This is a genomic window from Shewanella sp. T24-MNA-CIBAN-0130 (genome assembly GCF_040310185.1).
Classification (GTDB): domain Bacteria; phylum Pseudomonadota; class Gammaproteobacteria; order Enterobacterales; family Shewanellaceae; genus Shewanella; species Shewanella psychromarinicola.
Genome location: NZ_JBEOPP010000046.1, coordinates 23151 through 40153 on the forward strand (window position 1 = coordinate 23151; position 17003 = coordinate 40153).

The following is a 17003-nucleotide window of genomic DNA, read 5'->3' on the forward strand; positions in this document are numbered from 1 at the left end:
CATAAGTAAAAATTAACGGAGTATTATACTCAAATTCACTGTTGATGCGCAATTAAGCGCAGCGAAACAAAGATAGAATTAATTTTGTGCTAGCGGATGAGTTAACCGACAGTGGCAGCAGTTGAATCAATAATAGTGCTTATCGTAGTGTTAACGATAGAGTTTATGTTGACGAATATAATCGGTCGTTGTTTGCAGTAATACCGCGCTGATGTCAATATTTTCAGCTAGCCGCTGGCGTATTTCTGTCGAGGAAATATCGACTAACTGGCTGTTGATGCAAAATATTTTTCCATGTGTAGCATGGGAAGGTGAGTCGAGGTAGCTGGCAGCTGCCTGCCTTAATAATAATTGTTTGGTCATTTCGCTCTGAGTGTCCATTGCCCAACCCGGGCGTTGACACAGCGCAATATGGCACAGGGTAAACAATGATTGCCATTGATACCACAGTGGCAATTGAATGAATGAATCCATTCCCATAATGAAAAAGAATTCATCTTTGGGGTGCTGTTGCCTGAGTAATGAGAGCGTTGTGGCACTATAAGACGGTGTATTGCGATTGATTTCGATATCGCATAGTTCAAATTCAGGGTACTGCTGGCAAATTAACTTCACCATTTCAAGCCGATGATGACTACTCACCACGGTGGTATTTTTGAGGGGTGAAATATGATTGGGCATTAACCAAATCTGGTCTAAATTAAGTTGCTGTTTAACATCTAGTGCAGGATTGATATGTCCTAAATGGATGGGGTCGAACGTGCCGCCCAAAATACCGATACGCATTCGCTGTCCTTACCTTTTATCTCAGTCCGTTAATTTAATATGGGCTAAACGATTATGTGCTCGTGGATCGAATAAAATGCATAAATGGCTAAGACCAATCCAATCTTCAAGCCCTTTTTGTTTAAGATTTAATTCTATTGTAGAGGCAAAAGCGAGCATATGTTCGATATGGTCTAAATCCAATCGCGTTATTGCAGCCTGATAGAGCGGTTTTCGCTTATCCCAAATTCGGTGTTGTCCCCACAGTTTACTGAGTTGTTCGCCATTCTGAACCGCCAGTTTTAAGGTGAGCAGTAGGTTAATTTCTTTGAATAAAGCCCACATTAAAATGGGCATAGCGGTGCCTTCAGCCTTCAATTGAGCCAACATGTGTTGGGCATTTTTTTGATGATTACCTAAAATGGCATCACAGAGTTGAAACACACTAAAACGAGATTGGTCTTCGAAATATTCACTCAATTGTTCTGGGGTAATATTTTGCTTAGGGCTGAGCAGTTGCAACAATTGCATCGCTTGCTCGGCTGCCAGTAAATTACCTTCAAATAAGCTAAACAACATGGCTTTTGCATCATGATGAACCGTGAGAGCATAATGAGTAATACGGCTGTCTAACCAGCGTTCAAACTGCTTACCTTCAGGTGTGGTGCAGGGTAAGTATATACCTTTGGCATCGAGTGATTTAAACCATTTGCTGTTGGTTTGTTCTGCACTGGCTTTAGGTCCTTGTACAATCAACAACATATCTGGGTTAGAATGTTGTAAAAGCGTTTTAAATGCCGCTGCGCCTTCGATGCCTGGCTTACCTTGTGGCAGGGTTAACTCAATAATCCGTCGGCTAGCAAATAAACTCATTGCTTGCCATTCTTGGATCAAATCGCCCCAATTAAAGCCGGTTTCTTGGCTTAATTGCACCCGTTCTTCAAAACCTTGTTTTTTAGCGGCGTTAAGAATAAGTTGTTTACTGTTTTCGATTAGCCATGGGTCATCACCAAACAGTAAAAAACACTGGGGTAGCTGTTTGAGATGTTGCTTGAGTTGATCAGGATAAACCCGCATTACTCTGCCCCGATTAACGCCAGAGTTTGGATAATATAATCGGCTGCTTGTACGCGCATCTCTTTAACTAACAACTCCATTTCGCGGCTTTTTGCCAATGCGGTTCGAGGATCGTCTTGATAGTCGCGGCGGATTTCTGTATCAAATTCTTGTGGTTCTTGTTCAGGTAAGGTGACAGAGTAATGCACTAAGTAGATGAGTTCATATTCTGCGACATTCCCGGTGGGATAAAGTGACAATGTGGCGCGTTCGAGTGAGTCATTGATAAGTCGCAACGTAGGCGTTTTTTCTGCTGCATCAACAAGGCTAATACGGTTGATCCGTAATCTGTCACGAACTAAGCGAGTTAACTCACTGTATTCATCGCTGCTGCTTAAATGCAATTCGGCTAATTCTGCAGGTATAGAATAACTGCGTTGGAGTGTAAAGCCGCAACCTGCACTGGTGAGTATTACCAATGTCATTATTGCCAAGCAAATCTTTTTGGCTAGCATAGTGAGGGTAGGCATCCTTGTTTATTGGTATCGGTTACATAAATAACTTACCGCGGTGTCACCCGCGGTAAGTTATGACACTGACAATACTAGGCGTTATGACTTAGCCCTATAGGAGGTTTCTGTCGCCTCATATCAGGGCTGATATTGTCACTAGTTAGCCACAATACTTAATAGTTTACCAGGCACGTAAATTACCTTACGAACCGTTAACCCTTCAGTGTGCTTTTGCACATGTTCATCACTCATGCCTAAGGCTTCAACATCTTCTTTCGATGCATCGGCAGCGACAGTAATTTTTGCACGCACTTTACCGTTAACTTGAACCACAATGAGCTTGCTGTCTTCGACTAATGCTGACTCATCGACTTCTGGCCAACGGCTGTCTTCAATATCACCTTCGTTACCTAACTCATTCCATAACGTAAACGTCATATGCGGAACGATAGGGTAAAGCAAACGCGTTACAGCAGACAATGCTTCAGCAAGCAATGCACGGTCTTGAGCGCTTTCTTGCGATGCTTTGAGTAAATGGTTCATTAGCTCCATTACCGAGGCAACCGCAGTGTTAAACATTTGACGACGCGCAATATCATCACTGACTTTGGCGATGGTCTTATGTAATTCACGGCGCAATGCTTTTTGATTAGCATTTAATTTGCTGACATCTAGTGCTTCAGTTTTACCTGCGGCAACATGATCGCTGGCCAATTTCCAGAAACGTTTGATGAAGCGATGTGCGCCTTCAACGCCAGACTCTTGCCATTCTAGAGTTAATTCTGGTGGTGAGGCAAACATCATGAATAAACGGACTGTGTCAGCACCGTATTTTTCGACCATGACTTGTGGGTCAATGCCGTTATTCTTCGACTTAGACATCTTGCTCATGCCGGTATAAACCAGTTCATGACCTTGATTGTCGACAGCTTTGATAATGCGGCCTTTGTCGTCTTTTTCTACCACAGTCACTTCTAAAGGTGATACCCACACTCGGGCACCTTTTTCGTTGTTGTAGTAGTAAGCATCGGCTAAAACCATGCCTTGAGTCAGTAATTGTTTTGCGGGCTCATCACTGTTGACTAAGCCAGCATCACGTAGCAACTTATGGAAGAAGCGGAAATACAATAAATGCATGCAAGCATGTTCGATACCACCAATATATTGATCTACCGGTAACCAGTAGTTAGCTTTGGCTGGATCTAACATTTCATCGGCATGAGGACTACAGTAACGCGCGTAATACCAAGATGATTCCATAAAGGTATCAAAGGTATCTGTTTCGCGCATTGCAGGCTGACCATTGACTGTGGTTTCTGCCCAAGCTTTATCAGCTTTGATCGGACTTTGAATACCGTCCATCACCACATCTTCAGGCAGAATGACCGGTAGTTGATCTTCTGGCGTAGGGATAACGGTGCCGTCTGCTAAGGTCACCATCGGGATCGGTGCCCCCCAGTAACGTTGACGAGATACACCCCAATCGCGTAAACGGTAGTTGACTTGACGTTTGCCTTTGCCTTCTGCGGTTAATTTAGTATCAATGGCTTCAAAGGCGGCTTTGAAATCTAAACCGTCTAGCTCAGGAAAAGCATCACCTGAGTTAAATACCACCCCTTTTTCAATATAGGCTTCTTTGCTGATGTCCAATTCGCCTTCAACAGGCTTGATCACCGCTTCGATAGCGAGCTGGTATTTAAGCGCAAATTCATAATCGCGTTGATCATGAGCGGGGACCGACATTACTGCGCCCGTGCCATAATTCATTAATACAAAGTTAGCCACCCAAATAGGGACCAATTTACCAGAAATAGGGTGAATAGCCTGAAGACCGGTTGCTACGCCTTTTTTCTCCATCGAAGCCATCGCCGCTTCAGTGGTATCAGCATTTTTGCATTCTTCTATAAATGCGGCTAACTGAGGATTATTCAGCGCCGATTGTTCCGCTAACGGATGACCCGCAGCAATAGCAACGTAGGTCACGCCCATTAAGGTATCTGGACGAGTGGTATAGATATCAAAGGTGGCGTTACTGTCAGCTACGGCAAAGGTCATTTCAATCCCTTCGCTGCGGCCAATCCAGTTACGTTGCATGGCTTTAACCTGTTCAGGCCAGCCATCTAACGTGTCGAGATCGTTAAGCAGTTCTTCAGCGTAATCAGTGATTTTAATAAACCACTGAGGAATTTCTTTCTGAATGACTTCAGTATCACAACGCCAACAACAACCGTCTTGCACTTGTTCATTTGCCAGTACGGTTTCATCATTTGGACACCAGTTTACTGATGAGGTTTTTTTATACACTAAGCCTTTTTCAAACAACTGAGTGAAAAACCATTGCTCCCAACGATAGTACTCCGGGGTACACGTAGCGATTTCACGACTCCAATCATAACCAAAACCTAATAATTTAAGTTGGTTCTTCATATAGTCGATATTTTCGTATGTCCACGGTGCAGGAGAGGTCTTGTTATTGATCGCGGCATTTTCTGCAGGCAGACCAAATGAGTCCCAACCAATCGGTTGCAAAACATTTTTACCTTGCAAACGTTGATATCGTGCTACAACATCGCCTATGGTGTAGTTACGGACGTGGCCCATGTGGAGACGACCTGAAGGATACGGAAACATTGAAAGACAATAGAATTTCTCTTTGCTTTCATCTTCAGTGACTTCAAAGGTTTTATGTTCGTGCCAGTGCTTTTGCACTAAGGCTTCAATTTCTGAGGGATTATATTGTTCTTGCATCAATCTATTTCCGGCCATGCCGCCTATTGTTTGATCTAACGCTCAGCAGCGCGATTTATAACTGCATAGAATAAACCAGAAGTGATCTATTAAAAAGGTGCGTATTAAGGAGTATTAATTATGAGTGGAAAAAGTTCAGCACTATTAGCCTTATATCAGTCACTATTCGAACAGGTGAAAGCCACGTTTGATCAAGATAACTCATTGACAGCTAAGAGTTTGTTTAAGTCGGTAACCCAAGGGAAAGAGTACTTGGCACTTAAATCTCATTCAGATGAAGAAGAGTTAGAATTAGTCGAAGAATTTTTAAAGCGTGACATTGCAGCCTTCTTAAATGAGGAAAATGCCGATAATTTGAGTTTTAGCCCGATGGTCATTGGGATTGAGAATACATTATGGCAGTGGTTAAGCCAGATAACCGATCGTAGTCAAGTGGAATGGCATGAACTATTACAAGATTTTAAACATCGTGGTGTTTATAAGTCTGGAGAAATCATTAACCAAGGTATATTGATCTGTAATAAGTGTGGTCACCAAATGCAAATCGATTTCCCTGGGGTCATCCCCGATTGTCCACAATGTGATTATAATGAGTTTTCACGGGAGCCATTAACGCCATAGTGGGTAACTGAGCTCAACTCTGGATAAAAAGCGGTAATCGGACCGCTTTTGTCCCGAGCTCGAAGTAGCTTAACCTGCAAGATCCACCCTATCGCTAGGTAAACTCGCCTTGTATACACAGTGATACGTAATTTTCATATGCTTGACTGGAAAAAGTTAACTCGAAACAGACTGCTTTTGATTAACTTTTTCCCATACCCTTATCCCAAATGAGGTTCGAGATTAAAATTCGACTCGGTAACGGCAATGGCTACCGCTACTAATACCTACCATCTCATCATATGCCGTTTGAATTTCTATTATGGCGTAATTAATGCCTTGTTGTTTCAATAGGTTTTCAGCTTGTTTGATTGAGTTAAGACTGAGTAAAACGCCAGCTTTGTTGCGGGCGCTTTGAAAACTGCCATTTTCGTCTTTAATACCAAGTAAGTAATGATTGGAGTCGGCATAGCTAATAATCGTCGGGTGTTTAGCTTGTTGGGATATGGCTAACTTGATTTCAGATAATTGCATAATAACCTCCTGTAGTTGTTTATCAGAAGCAGTACGATGCAAACTCAAAGGTAGTTCAATTTTTAAACAAGAAAAGGTCTTTAAAATGACGTTATTTTAGCAATAGCTTAATATAATTTGATATTGAGGTGTTGTGGCACCGTTGGCGGCTCAAGGGTATAAAAAGTAGCCGTTATCATTGTTGACTTGGACATTATCATCTTGGTTATATCCAAGTAACAGCAATTTATTGATATTGAAAGGTAAAATTATTCTCAGCAACAATCCATCGTTCGATGTCAGGGTTATCTACATCACCCGGTCTTAACCGCGTTTCAAGTACCCCCTCGTTGTCGATATCGATATCAATATCGATTAATTCATCGCGGTTTGTTTGCCTTGCACTTGTAAGTGCGTCATGTTGAACGGGCATATAGCAGACAATTGCGGGTTTTAACACTGGCCGTCACGCCAGATTATCTGCCTTGTCGAGCATGGGTACTGAGCCTAATAAATGTAGGCGCGGCGACAATCGCTAACATAACGACAATGATGACCTCACCCCATGCAATTAGGCTAAATCTTGTGAAAGCGTCTTTTTTGAGTTGGATCAATTGCCCGTTATTTACGTAAGTAGTTTCTTACACCCAATAACAGTAATAAGCTGCACAGTATCAGCAAGGGGAATTGACCTATTTTTCTGAACCAAGTTTCACCTTGATAAAGGGCAACGTTGGTCACTAAGACACCCGTTTCAAACTGAGGGATTGCATCGGTAATTCGCCCGTGCGGATCGACCACTGCAGTAATGCCATTATTGGTCGCCCTCAGTAACGGTTTACCCATTTCAATCGCGCGCATTTGGGCGATTTCCATGTGTTGTAATGGCCCATTAGAGGCGCCAAACCAAGCGTCGTTTGATACCGTGAGCAGCATATCGGTTTCGTCGGTAACACTGGCTCTTACTTGCTCTGGAAAGACAATTTCGTAGCAAATTGCAGGCGCAATATGGTAACCCAGCGCAGTTAAATTAGCTTGAGTGTAGCCACCTCGCTGGAATGATGACATAGGTAAATTAAAAAACGGTGCAATAGGGCGCAATAAATCACCTAACGGCACAAACTCACCTATAGGCAATAAATGATGCTTTTTATACTCATTGCTGCCATCAATGACATAATCAGCACTTTGCTGCTGCTTCAGATGATGATTACCTAAAACGATTAATGAGTTATAAAAGTCTTTTTGCTGGTGGCTAATAATGCCGGTAATTATCGCCGTGTTATTGATATTGGCGACTTGATTGGCATTGATTAAAAAGTCTTCCACCATGGCTTCTGGCGCTGGAATAGCGGCTTCTGGCCAAATGATGATATCGACACTCGAGGCGTCATCAAACTGGCTACGGGTTAAATCCATGTATTTAAGCATAGTCGGCCACAATGCATCGGGTTCCCACTTCATGCTTTGGGCAATATTACCCTGCACTAAGGCGACTTTGACTGATTTCCCAGAGGTGGAAATTGGATTTACTTGTGGTGCCACCCATGCAAGCAGTGCCAACGTAGGTAAAATAAGCAGTATCGGTATTATCCGCTTTTGGCTTAATAGCAGCAGTGAGCCAGCAACTAAAGCCACCACAAAACTCAGTCCCAACGCACCAATAAAGCTGGCAAATTCGCTCAGAGGTCCTAATGTTTGGCTATAGCCAGCCCAAATCCAAGGAAAACCCGTGAGTATCCAGCCTCGTAACCATTCGGTGAGGACCCATAATCCAGGGAATAGCCCAAGATAGGTTATGTAAGGGTTTAACGTATGTTTTGATGTGCGGGATAACTTACTGAGCAAGTATCCACAAATGGCGGGATAAATGGCAAGATAAAGTGCCAGTAAAGCCATTAAAGTTATCGACACAACAATAGGCATGCCACCAAAAGTGTCAATACTGACATGGACCCAGCTAATACCAATAGCAAAACAGCCAAAACCGAAACTAAGCCAATAATACAAACTTTGTTTAGCGGTTAAGGTTTGGCTTTGCCATAAGGCAAAACTGAGTGCCAACGGAAATATGGCCCACATTTCATAAGGCGCAAACGATAATGCCGTACTGGCGCCAGCAAAAAATGCCATCACCAGACGGGCAATACTCAAAGGAGAGTATAAGGGTTGAGTTTTTAGCACGATTTAGTCGTTGAGTTCTTCACTAATATTTGGGTCTGGGAGTTTAACACGAAGTTGCACCAAGCGGCGGTTATCAGCATTAATGACTTTGAACTCAATATTGCTGATGACAATGCTTTCATTACGTTCAGGTAAGTGACCAAATGCATGGGACACCATACCTCCCACAGTATCAAACTCTTCATCACTAAACGCGGTGCCACACGCTTCGTTGAAGTCTTCGATTTCAGTGAGCGCTTTCACCATAAACACAGTATTACTGAGCTTTTTAATTTCAGTGTCTTCAACTGAATTGTGGTCGAATTCATCTTCAATTTCGCCGACGATTTCTTCCAGAATATCTTCAATAGTGACTAAGCCTGATACCCCGCCATATTCATCAACAACAATGGCCATGTGATAACGTTGTGAGCGGAATTCTTTGAGTAGCACATCGACTCTTTTACTTTCAGGAACGACCACTGCAGGTCGAATAACCTGGGCAAGAGTGAAAGATTCATCAGATTGTTTAAAACCGTATTTGATCAAATCTTTAGCCAGTAAAATGCCTTCAATATGATCTTTATCTTCATTAACAACAGGGAAGCGAGAGTGGCCTGAATCGATGACAATTTTTAAAAATTCATCGACAGTCGAGTCTATTTGAATGGTAACAATTTGCGCTCTTGGGATCATGATGTCGCGCACACGAAGGTCGGAAACCTCTAATACACCTTTAATCATTTCGCGAGTATCTTCAGTAATAAGGTCACGCATTTCTGCACCTGCAATGACGTCAACTAAATCTTCGCGATTTTGAGGTTCGCCCTGAAATAATTGGTTAATTTTATCGAACCAGCTTCTCTTGTGGGCGTTTGTACTCGGGGGGATATCGTCACTCATAATATTTACCTAAACAGGGATATCTATCAGATATAGCTTGTTTATTTATGCTTCCTTATAGGGATTTGTAAAACCTAAGCCTTCAACAAGTTGGGTCTCTAATGACTCCATCTCATCGGCTTCCTCGTCGATAATATGGTCATAACCCAGCAAATGCAAGCAGCCGTGTATGACCATGTGTGCCCAGTGCGCGTTTAGCGGTTTATTTTGCTCAATTGCTTCTTGTTCCACCACTTGCGCGCAGATAACGAGGTCACCTAATAACGGCAATTCAACTTCAGGCGGCGCTTCAAACGGAAATGACAACACGTTAGTCGGCTTATCTTTACCGCGATAGGTTAAATTGAGTTGCTGACTCTCGGCAACCTCAACGATACGAATGGTGAGTTCCACTTCTGGCATCGTTTGCCCCATCGCGGTGCGTACCCAAGTGTCAAACTCTGCTTGAGTCGGTAACCTTGGGTTATCAACTGCAATTTGCAGGTCGAGATCTAATGATATCCCTTGCTGGCTCATTGAGTATGTCCCTCTTTTTCCAGTTGGACACGTTTCTGCTCACGTTCGCGATAAGCTTGTTCTTTTGCGGCTTTTTCAATTTGTTCTTGTTGCTCAAAAGCTTCATAGGCTTCAACAATACGAGCCACTACCGGATGGCGAACCACATCTTGGGCAATAAAGAAATTAAAGCTAATTTCGGACACTTCACTGAGGACTTCAATGGCGTGTCGCAGACCTGACTTTTGGCTACGAGGCAAATCTATTTGGGTAATATCCCCGGTGATCACCGCGCGAGAATTAAACCCAATACGGGTTAAAAACATTTTCATTTGCTCAACGGTGGTGTTTTGGGCTTCATCTAAAATAATAAAGGCGTCATTGAGTGTACGGCCGCGCATGTACGCCAGTGGTGCGACTTCAATCACCCCGCGTTCAATCAGTTTTTCGACTTTTTCAAACCCCATCATCTCAAACAAGGCATCATAGAGTGGGCGTAAATAAGGGTCGACTTTTTGGCTTAAATCGCCCGGTAAAAAACCCAGCTTTTCACCCGCTTCAACCGCGGGGCGAGTTAATAGAATACGACGTACTTCTTGACGTTCATAGGCATCAACCGCTGCTGCTACAGCAAGGTAAGTTTTACCGGTACCGGCAGGGCCAATCCCAAAACTGATGTCGTGACGGGTAATGTTATGCATGTACACACTTTGATTGGGTGTACGAGGTTTAATCACGCCACGTTTGGTTTTTATATGGATGCTACTGTCGTCATTGTCTTGTTCAGCTTCAAGGTGAATGGCTTCTTGAATGGCGAGATGAACGATTTCAGGTTCTAAATCAGGCGTGCTGCCTTTTACGGTTTGGGTTTCAATGTATAACTGACGCAACAAGTTATTGGCATTGAGCACGTTACGTGGCAGACCAATAATAGTGAATTGATTATTTTTATGGATAATCTCAACACCTAATCGGCGTTCGAGTTGTTTGATGTTGTCATCAACTGGGCCACATAATGAGGCTAAACGGCGAGTGTCTGACGGTTCTAGATACACGTTCATGGTGGTGGCTTTAGTGGTCAAATAAGGCTCCAGATTTTGGTCAAGGGCAAAGAATAAGTGCTTAAACATGCCATATTACAATAATAACAGTTTACGAGTCTCTGTATTGAATTACCATAATATGACTCATTTTAGGCAAAATTAAAGGCGGACAAGCCGCCTTTAGTAATGCTTAAGCAACAAACATCAATTACGGCTTAAAGTGAGCAACACCCAATGCGTCATCTTGCTTGTGTTTAGCCATAATATCAGACGGATGTAAACTGCGACGTAAATCCATCTCATCTTCACCTCGGACAAATTCTCCGCGCAATGAGTTGGTATAAACATCAACAATTTTCACATCAACAAAACTGCCGATATGAGTGTGGGCAGCTTCAAAGTTAACCACACGACTGTTTTCAGTACGACCACGAAGCTCCATTGGATTCTTTACCGAAGGACCTTCGACTAAAATACGTTGAACAGTGCCTAGCATATGACGGCTATAACGCATCGCTTGCTGGGTAATACGTTCTTGTAAAATCGCTAAACGCTGCTTCTTTTCTTCATCGCTGACATTGTCAGGCAAATCTGCTGCAGGTGTTCCTGGACGTGCACTGTAGATAAAGCTAAAGCTGTGGTCAAAGGCGACATCTTCAATCAGTTTCATGGTATCAGCGAAATCTTGTTGAGATTCACCTGGGAAACCAATAATAAAGTCTGAGCTGATTTGAATATCAGGACGCGCTTTACGCAGACGACGAATAATCGACTTATATTCAATGGCCATGTGACCGCGTTTCATTTGGGTCAAAATACGGTCTGAACCCGATTGCACCGGTAAATGCAGGAAGCTCACCAATTCAGGTGTGTCTTCATACACATCGATAATGTCTTGGGTAAACTCAATTGGGTGGCTGGTGGTAAAACGCAGACGGTCTATACCATCAATCGAGGCGACTAAGCGCAACAATTCCGCAAAGGTGCAGATTTCATCATCGTGGGTTATCCCGCGATACGCGTTAACGTTTTGGCCAAGCAAGTTGACTTCACGAACGCCTTGGGCGGCTAATTGAGCCACTTCGAGAATAACGTCATCCAATGGACGGCTGACTTCTTCACCACGGGTATAAGGCACCACGCAGAAAGAGCAGTACTTACTGCAACCTTCCATAATGGATACGAATGCCGTTGGACCATCAGCGCGAGGCTCGGGAAGACGATCGAACTTCTCAATTTCTGGGAAACTGATATCAATCACGGCTTTTTCGCCACGTTGAATTTGTTCGATCATCTCAGGTAAGCGATGCAGAGTTTGCGGACCAAAAATAATGTCTACACATTGGGCGCGATCTTTAATTGCCTTACCTTCTTGTGAGGCAACACAACCACCGACCCCAATAATTAAATTAGGATTTTTATCTTTTAAAGATTTCCAACGCCCTAGCTGATGGAACACCTTCTCCTGTGCTTTCTCACGAATAGAGCAAGTATTTAGCAGCAGTACATCTGCTTCGCTTGCGTCGTCTGTCAAGGTATACCCTTGATAATCGTCTAATAAATCAGCCATCTTTGATGAGTCGTACTCATTCATCTGACAGCCCCAGGTTTTTATATGAAGTTTTTTACTCATCAGTGCTCGCCGGTAAACCAAAGTTAAAAAATAGCGCGACATTTTACCTTTTGTCAGGCTGTCTGGCCAGCACTAGTGCAAGTTTCACTCATTTGAATAAAAACTTTGTAATGGCCATGGAGATAGTAATGACTTATCGTTTGAATTAAACGTGATTGATTGAGGCGAGTAAACACCAAATTCAGCAGCCATTTGACGACTTTGCTGTTGAGCATTGACCGCGTTACTCTGGCTTAAGTCACGATTGAAACTCAGCAACATTTCCGTGGTTTGTTCATATAGGGCATAATCAAACATACTACGGTATATCACAGTAATCGTTTCAATAGGGCTGATATTGGTCGCGGCCATATTGGTTGCAGGTATTACTGGTTGGTTTTTTTGACTATTGGCCGACACGTGGGCGGATAATGCCAGTGTGCAAGTTAGTATTGTAACAACCACACCACAACGAATGTAATGGCGTACAGGTAGGTAGTATAAAGGTTGATGATGGTGACTGTTCATGATGTCCTCTCTTGGTTAAATAAAGTGGATCCATTAATGAGACAGTCTCAGTATAGAGAATAGTTTGCTGGTTAATTTTTATACATGTAAGCGAATGTAGTGAACCGGCGTTATAGCAACATTTATTCACACTTTTGCTATTCTAGGCATGTCTATACACATGTTGCCGTCTCGTTCATTGCCCTGTTGGGCTTAAAGTCATCTCACGATTATGGATGTAAACACAATGCAAGATGCTTCACTCACTTCAACGAATACCTCGGATAACGCGATTGATTATGATGTTGTCGTTGTTGGTGGCGGAATGGTCGGTGCGGCTGCCGCGATTGGCTTAGGTCAGTTAGGGCTCCGTGTCGCGGTGATTGAGTCTCGCCAACCACAACCTTATGATCCAGAGCAACCTTTGGATGTTCGTATATCGGCTATTAGTGTGGCGTCTGAGCAGTTATTAACACGTTTGGGCGTGATGGATAGCTTATTGACCATGCGCCATGCACCTTATACTGGCTTAGAAACATGGGAACTAGATGGCTGCCTTACTGCATTTAGCGCCGAGCAAGTTGGTCAATCGCACTTAGGCTATTTTTTTGAAAACCGATTGATCCAACTGAGTTTATGGCAACAAATCGAGCAAATGGACAATGTCACCTTGTTGTGTCCGCGAAACGTGACCCAATTCTCTCGCTCAAATGATCGTCATCAAGTGAGTATTCAGCTTGATAATGGCGCTACACTCTCGACAACATTACTGATCGGCGCAGATGGGGCTCATTCGCAAGTGCGCCAATGGGCCGGTATTGGTGTGACAGGTTGGGATTATGCTCAATCGGCGATGTTAATTAATATTAGTACTCAAACGCCCCAGCAATCAGTCACTTGGCAGCAGTTTACTCCTGTCGGGCCAAGAAGCTTATTGCCGCTTCCGGGGAATCATGCTTCATTAGTCTGGTATGACGATGCCAACCGAATTAAACAATTATCTCAACTGAATAATGTGCAACTGGCAGAGCAGATCCGCCAGCATTTTCCGTCGCGATTAGACCCTCATTTTACGGTTGATAATCGTGGCAGCTTTCCGTTAACCCGCCGCCACGCACAGCAGTATTATCAAGATAACCTCGTTATTCTTGGTGACGCGGCCCACACGATTAATCCATTAGCTGGCCAAGGGGTTAATATTGGTTTTAAAGATGTCGATGTGCTGGTGGCCCAAGTCGCTAATGCCATTGGCAGTGGTGAAACATGGTGGGACAGGCGCGTGCTAAAGCGATATCAGCAAGCGCGTTATTACGATAATCAATTAATGATGACCGCAATGGATGCCTTTTATGCGGGGTTTAGTAACGATTTACTGCCGTTAAAATTACTGCGCAATGGCGCATTAAAATTGGCAAACATCGACTCACCGCTAAAGCGTAAAGTATTAAAGTACGCCCTTGGACTTAATTAGATATTCTATCGGCTCAATGTGTGGTTTGTGGCCTCGTTGAAGTAATGGAATAAGCATTACTTGAATAAGACGTGGTGAACGGTAAAGTTTGAGTGGCTCTGAGTGATTACATTATGAGTGAAATTGGTATAAAATGCCGCGTTTTGCATCATGTGTATTTTGATGTACGCCATGAAAGGCATTTAGCGACATTGTTCGCTGATAAACTGACTAGGTTGGGATGAGTAACATTAAACTGATTGTTGGGTTGGCAAACCCCGGTGCTGAATACGCACAAACTCGCCATAATGCTGGTGCATGGTATGTGCAAGAACTGGCTCGTCTATGCAACGTATCATTGGTTGTAGACAGTAAATATTTTGGCGTCACTGCCCGCGTAACATTGCATGGAAGAGATGTGCGTTTACTGATCCCAACAACTTTCATGAATTTAAGCGGTAAGTCGGTTGCTGCCTTAGCTAATTTTTTTCGGATCCTGCCTGAAGAAATCTTGGTTGCCCATGATGAGCTTGACATGGACCCTGGCGTGGCTAAATTTAAATTGGGTGGTGGTCATGGGGGACATAATGGTCTAAAAGACATTATCGCCAGCTTAGGCAACGACAAGAATTTTCATCGCTTGCGCATTGGTATTGGCCATCCTGGTGATAAAAATAAAGTTAGCGGCTACGTACTGGGAAGAGCCCCAGCGTTAGAACAAGAACGGATAATCGCTGCGATCGATGAAGCGGTTCGTTCAACCGAGATTTTATTTAAACAAGACATGGCGAAAGCCATGCACAGATTACATACGTTCAAAGCAGAATAAGCTACGCGAGTTTTGTTTTAACACCCTTTCGACATCATTATCCAATAGGATAACTCTACATATATAAAGGTAAGCATATGGGTTTTAAATGCGGCATTGTTGGTCTGCCAAACGTAGGTAAGTCAACGTTGTTTAATGCGCTAACACAAGCAGGTATTGAAGCGGCAAACTTTCCGTTTTGTACCATTGAGCCAAATACCGGAGTGGTACCTGTACCAGACTCTCGTCTTGATGCGTTAGCAGCCATTGTCAAACCTCAACGCGTGTTACCGACTACTATGGAATTTGTCGATATCGCTGGTTTAGTGGCTGGCGCATCGAAAGGTGAAGGTTTAGGCAATAAATTTTTAGCCAATATTCGTGAAACCGACGCAATTGGTCATGTTGTGCGTTGTTTTGAAGATCCGAATATTGTCCACGTAGCGAACAAAATTGATCCTGCTGGCGATATTGAAGTGATTAACACTGAGCTAGCCCTAGCGGATTTAGACGCATGTGAGCGCGCTATTTTTCGTCAAGCCAAACGTGCTAAAGGCGGCGATGGTGATGCAAAATTTGAAATCAGTGTGCTTGAAAAAATGCGTCCAGTATTAGACGAAGCCAAAATGTTACGTTCATTAGCGTTAACCAAAGAAGAATTAGCCGCAGTAGCGTATCTAAACTTCTTAACCCTAAAACCAACCATGTACATTGCTAACGTTGCTGACGATGGATTTGAAAATAACCCTCATCTTGATGTTGTGCTTGCCATTGCGGCAACCGAAAATGCAATCGTTGTGCCTGTTTGTGCCGCGATTGAGTCAGAACTGGCTGAGATGGAAGCCGATGACCGTGACGAGTTCATGGCTGATTTAGGTTTAGAAGAGTCAGGTTTAGATCGCGTGATCCGTGCTGGTTATGAGTTATTAAATCTGCAAACTTACTTTACTGCCGGTGTAAAAGAAGTGCGTGCATGGACAGTACCTATTGGTGCATCAGCACCACAAGCTGCTGGCGTAATCCACACCGATTTTGAACGTGGCTTTATTCGTGCACAGGTTATGGCGTATGAAGATTTTATTACCTACAAAGGTGAAGCTGGCGCCAAAGATGCGGGTAAATTACGTGTAGAAGGTAAAACGTACATTGTTAAAGATGGCGATGTGATGCATTTCTTATTTAACGTATAAGCGTCATTTACGTTAATTTGAAATTTAAAAGGGGCGTAAAGGTGTTTACGCTAAGTTAATAGGGTTTATTTTGTCGATTCGGCATTCAGTTTGGTGAAGTTATAGCCGAACAAGACGAATTGATGAAAATAGCGAAAAAAACCAGTTGACCTAGATAAGCTGAATAAGCATAATACGCCCCGTTCCTCGCCAAGAGGGATTGCAAGAAATAGTGGCAATATAGCTCAGCTGGTTAGAGCACAGCACTCATAATGCTGGGGTCGCAGGTTCAAGTCCCGCTATTGCTACCATCTATTTCTTACCCATCTACTCAAGATGTTAAACTAGAGTGTTGTGCGGGAATGGTGAAATTGGTAGACACGCCAGATTTAGGTTCTGGTGCCGCAAGGTGTGAGAGTTCAAGTCTCTCTTCCCGCACCATTTATTCGAGACGTTGGCTCAGGCTAATGTTTCAAAAAGCTTAATTGGGATATCGCCAAGCGGTAAGGCACTGGGTTTTGATCTCAGCATTCCAAGGTTCGAATCCTTGTATCCCAGCCATTTATAAAGTTAGACAAGATTATTGGGATATCGCCAAGCGGTAAGGCACTGGGTTTTGATCTCAGCATTCCAAGGTTCGAATCCTTGTATCCCAGCCA

16 protein-coding genes and 4 tRNA genes are annotated in these 17003 nt (G+C 43.3%); 8 read left to right on the forward strand and 12 right to left on the reverse strand.

Going from position 1 to position 17003, the window contains the following annotated elements; genetic code table 11:
• Window positions 1–150: 150 nt before the first annotated feature.
• From nadD to leuS, 4 genes are all read right to left on the reverse strand, one after another.
• Window positions 151–786 (reverse strand): nicotinate-nucleotide adenylyltransferase, encoded by a 636-nt coding sequence (gene nadD, locus AAEZ02_RS16345; protein WP_124012368.1) that lies wholly within the window; start codon window positions 784–786, stop codon window positions 151–153.
• Window positions 787–807: 21 nt separating this feature from the next.
• Window positions 808–1842: a DNA polymerase III subunit delta gene (gene holA, locus AAEZ02_RS16350; RefSeq protein ID WP_124012367.1), complete on the reverse strand. Its 1035-nt coding sequence runs from the start codon at window positions 1840–1842 to the stop codon at window positions 808–810.
• Complete coding sequence (locus AAEZ02_RS16355; protein ID WP_101034348.1) at window positions 1842–2336, reverse strand: LPS-assembly lipoprotein LptE; 495 nt, start codon at window positions 2334–2336, stop codon at window positions 1842–1844. Before AAEZ02_RS16355 ends, holA begins: the two co-directional genes overlap by 1 nt.
• Window positions 2337–2489: 153 nt before the next feature.
• The gene (gene leuS, locus AAEZ02_RS16360; RefSeq protein WP_124012677.1) at window positions 2490–5081 is read right to left on the reverse strand and encodes a leucine--tRNA ligase; all 2592 of its coding nucleotides are present in this window, start codon (window positions 5079–5081) and stop codon (window positions 2490–2492) included.
• A gap of 120 nt (window positions 5082–5201) precedes the next feature.
• Between leuS and AAEZ02_RS16365 the strand changes: the two genes are divergently transcribed.
• Window positions 5202–5702: a zinc ribbon-containing protein gene (locus AAEZ02_RS16365; protein ID WP_124012366.1), complete on the forward strand. Its 501-nt coding sequence runs from the start codon at window positions 5202–5204 to the stop codon at window positions 5700–5702.
• Window positions 5703–5924: 222 nt separating this feature from the next.
• Here the strand turns inward: AAEZ02_RS16365 and AAEZ02_RS16370 are convergent, their stop codons facing one another.
• The 8 genes from AAEZ02_RS16370 to AAEZ02_RS16405 form a co-directional block, all read right to left on the reverse strand.
• Window positions 5925–6215, reverse strand: a complete 291-nt coding sequence (locus AAEZ02_RS16370; RefSeq protein WP_335688076.1) for a DUF6482 family protein — start codon at window positions 6213–6215, stop codon at window positions 5925–5927.
• Between the two features lie 226 nt (window positions 6216–6441).
• Complete coding sequence (locus tag AAEZ02_RS16375; RefSeq protein ID WP_351076806.1) at window positions 6442–6654, reverse strand: hypothetical protein; 213 nt, start codon at window positions 6652–6654, stop codon at window positions 6442–6444.
• A gap of 161 nt (window positions 6655–6815) precedes the next feature.
• Window positions 6816–8327 (reverse strand): apolipoprotein N-acyltransferase, encoded by a 1512-nt coding sequence (gene lnt, locus AAEZ02_RS16380; protein WP_233768653.1) that lies wholly within the window; start codon window positions 8325–8327, stop codon window positions 6816–6818.
• A 54-nt stretch (window positions 8328–8381) separates the two neighbouring features.
• Entirely contained in the window at window positions 8382–9260 is an 879-nt protein-coding gene (gene corC, locus AAEZ02_RS16385) for a CNNM family magnesium/cobalt transport protein CorC (RefSeq protein ID WP_101034354.1), read from the reverse strand.
• Between the two features lie 45 nt (window positions 9261–9305).
• Window positions 9306–9776, reverse strand: a complete 471-nt coding sequence (gene ybeY / locus AAEZ02_RS16390; protein ID WP_124012362.1) for an rRNA maturation RNase YbeY — start codon at window positions 9774–9776, stop codon at window positions 9306–9308.
• Window positions 9773–10837, reverse strand: a complete 1065-nt coding sequence (locus tag AAEZ02_RS16395) for a PhoH family protein (RefSeq protein ID WP_124012676.1) — start codon at window positions 10835–10837, stop codon at window positions 9773–9775. Before AAEZ02_RS16395 ends, ybeY begins: the two co-directional genes overlap by 4 nt.
• A 169-nt stretch (window positions 10838–11006) precedes the next feature.
• Window positions 11007–12431: a tRNA (N6-isopentenyl adenosine(37)-C2)-methylthiotransferase MiaB gene (gene miaB / locus AAEZ02_RS16400; RefSeq protein WP_124012361.1), complete on the reverse strand. Its 1425-nt coding sequence runs from the start codon at window positions 12429–12431 to the stop codon at window positions 11007–11009.
• 84 nt (window positions 12432–12515) lie between these two features.
• The gene (locus tag AAEZ02_RS16405) at window positions 12516–12938 is read right to left on the reverse strand and encodes a hypothetical protein (RefSeq protein ID WP_124012360.1); all 423 of its coding nucleotides are present in this window, start codon (window positions 12936–12938) and stop codon (window positions 12516–12518) included.
• Window positions 12939–13164: 226 nt separating this feature from the next.
• Between AAEZ02_RS16405 and AAEZ02_RS16410 the strand changes: the two genes are divergently transcribed.
• From AAEZ02_RS16410 to AAEZ02_RS16440, 7 genes are all read left to right on the forward strand, one after another.
• Window positions 13165–14388, forward strand: a complete 1224-nt coding sequence (locus AAEZ02_RS16410) for an FAD-dependent monooxygenase (RefSeq protein WP_233768627.1) — start codon at window positions 13165–13167, stop codon at window positions 14386–14388.
• A 220-nt stretch (window positions 14389–14608) separates the two neighbouring features.
• On the forward strand, window positions 14609–15196 hold the full coding sequence (pth, locus tag AAEZ02_RS16415) for an aminoacyl-tRNA hydrolase (RefSeq protein ID WP_101034358.1): 588 nt from the start codon (window positions 14609–14611) through the stop codon (window positions 15194–15196).
• Window positions 15197–15273: 77 nt separating this feature from the next.
• Window positions 15274–16365 carry a redox-regulated ATPase YchF gene (gene ychF, locus AAEZ02_RS16420; protein ID WP_124012358.1) on the forward strand — a complete coding sequence of 364 codons (1092 nt, stop codon included), beginning with the start codon at window positions 15274–15276 and terminating at the stop codon, window positions 16363–16365.
• A 213-nt stretch (window positions 16366–16578) separates the two neighbouring features.
• A tRNA-Met gene (locus tag AAEZ02_RS16425) sits at window positions 16579–16655 on the forward strand.
• Between the two features lie 45 nt (window positions 16656–16700).
• A tRNA-Leu gene (locus AAEZ02_RS16430) sits at window positions 16701–16785 on the forward strand.
• A 45-nt stretch (window positions 16786–16830) separates the two neighbouring features.
• Window positions 16831–16905: transfer RNA gene (locus tag AAEZ02_RS16435), tRNA-Gln, on the forward strand.
• A gap of 23 nt (window positions 16906–16928) precedes the next feature.
• A tRNA-Gln gene (locus AAEZ02_RS16440) sits at window positions 16929–17003 on the forward strand.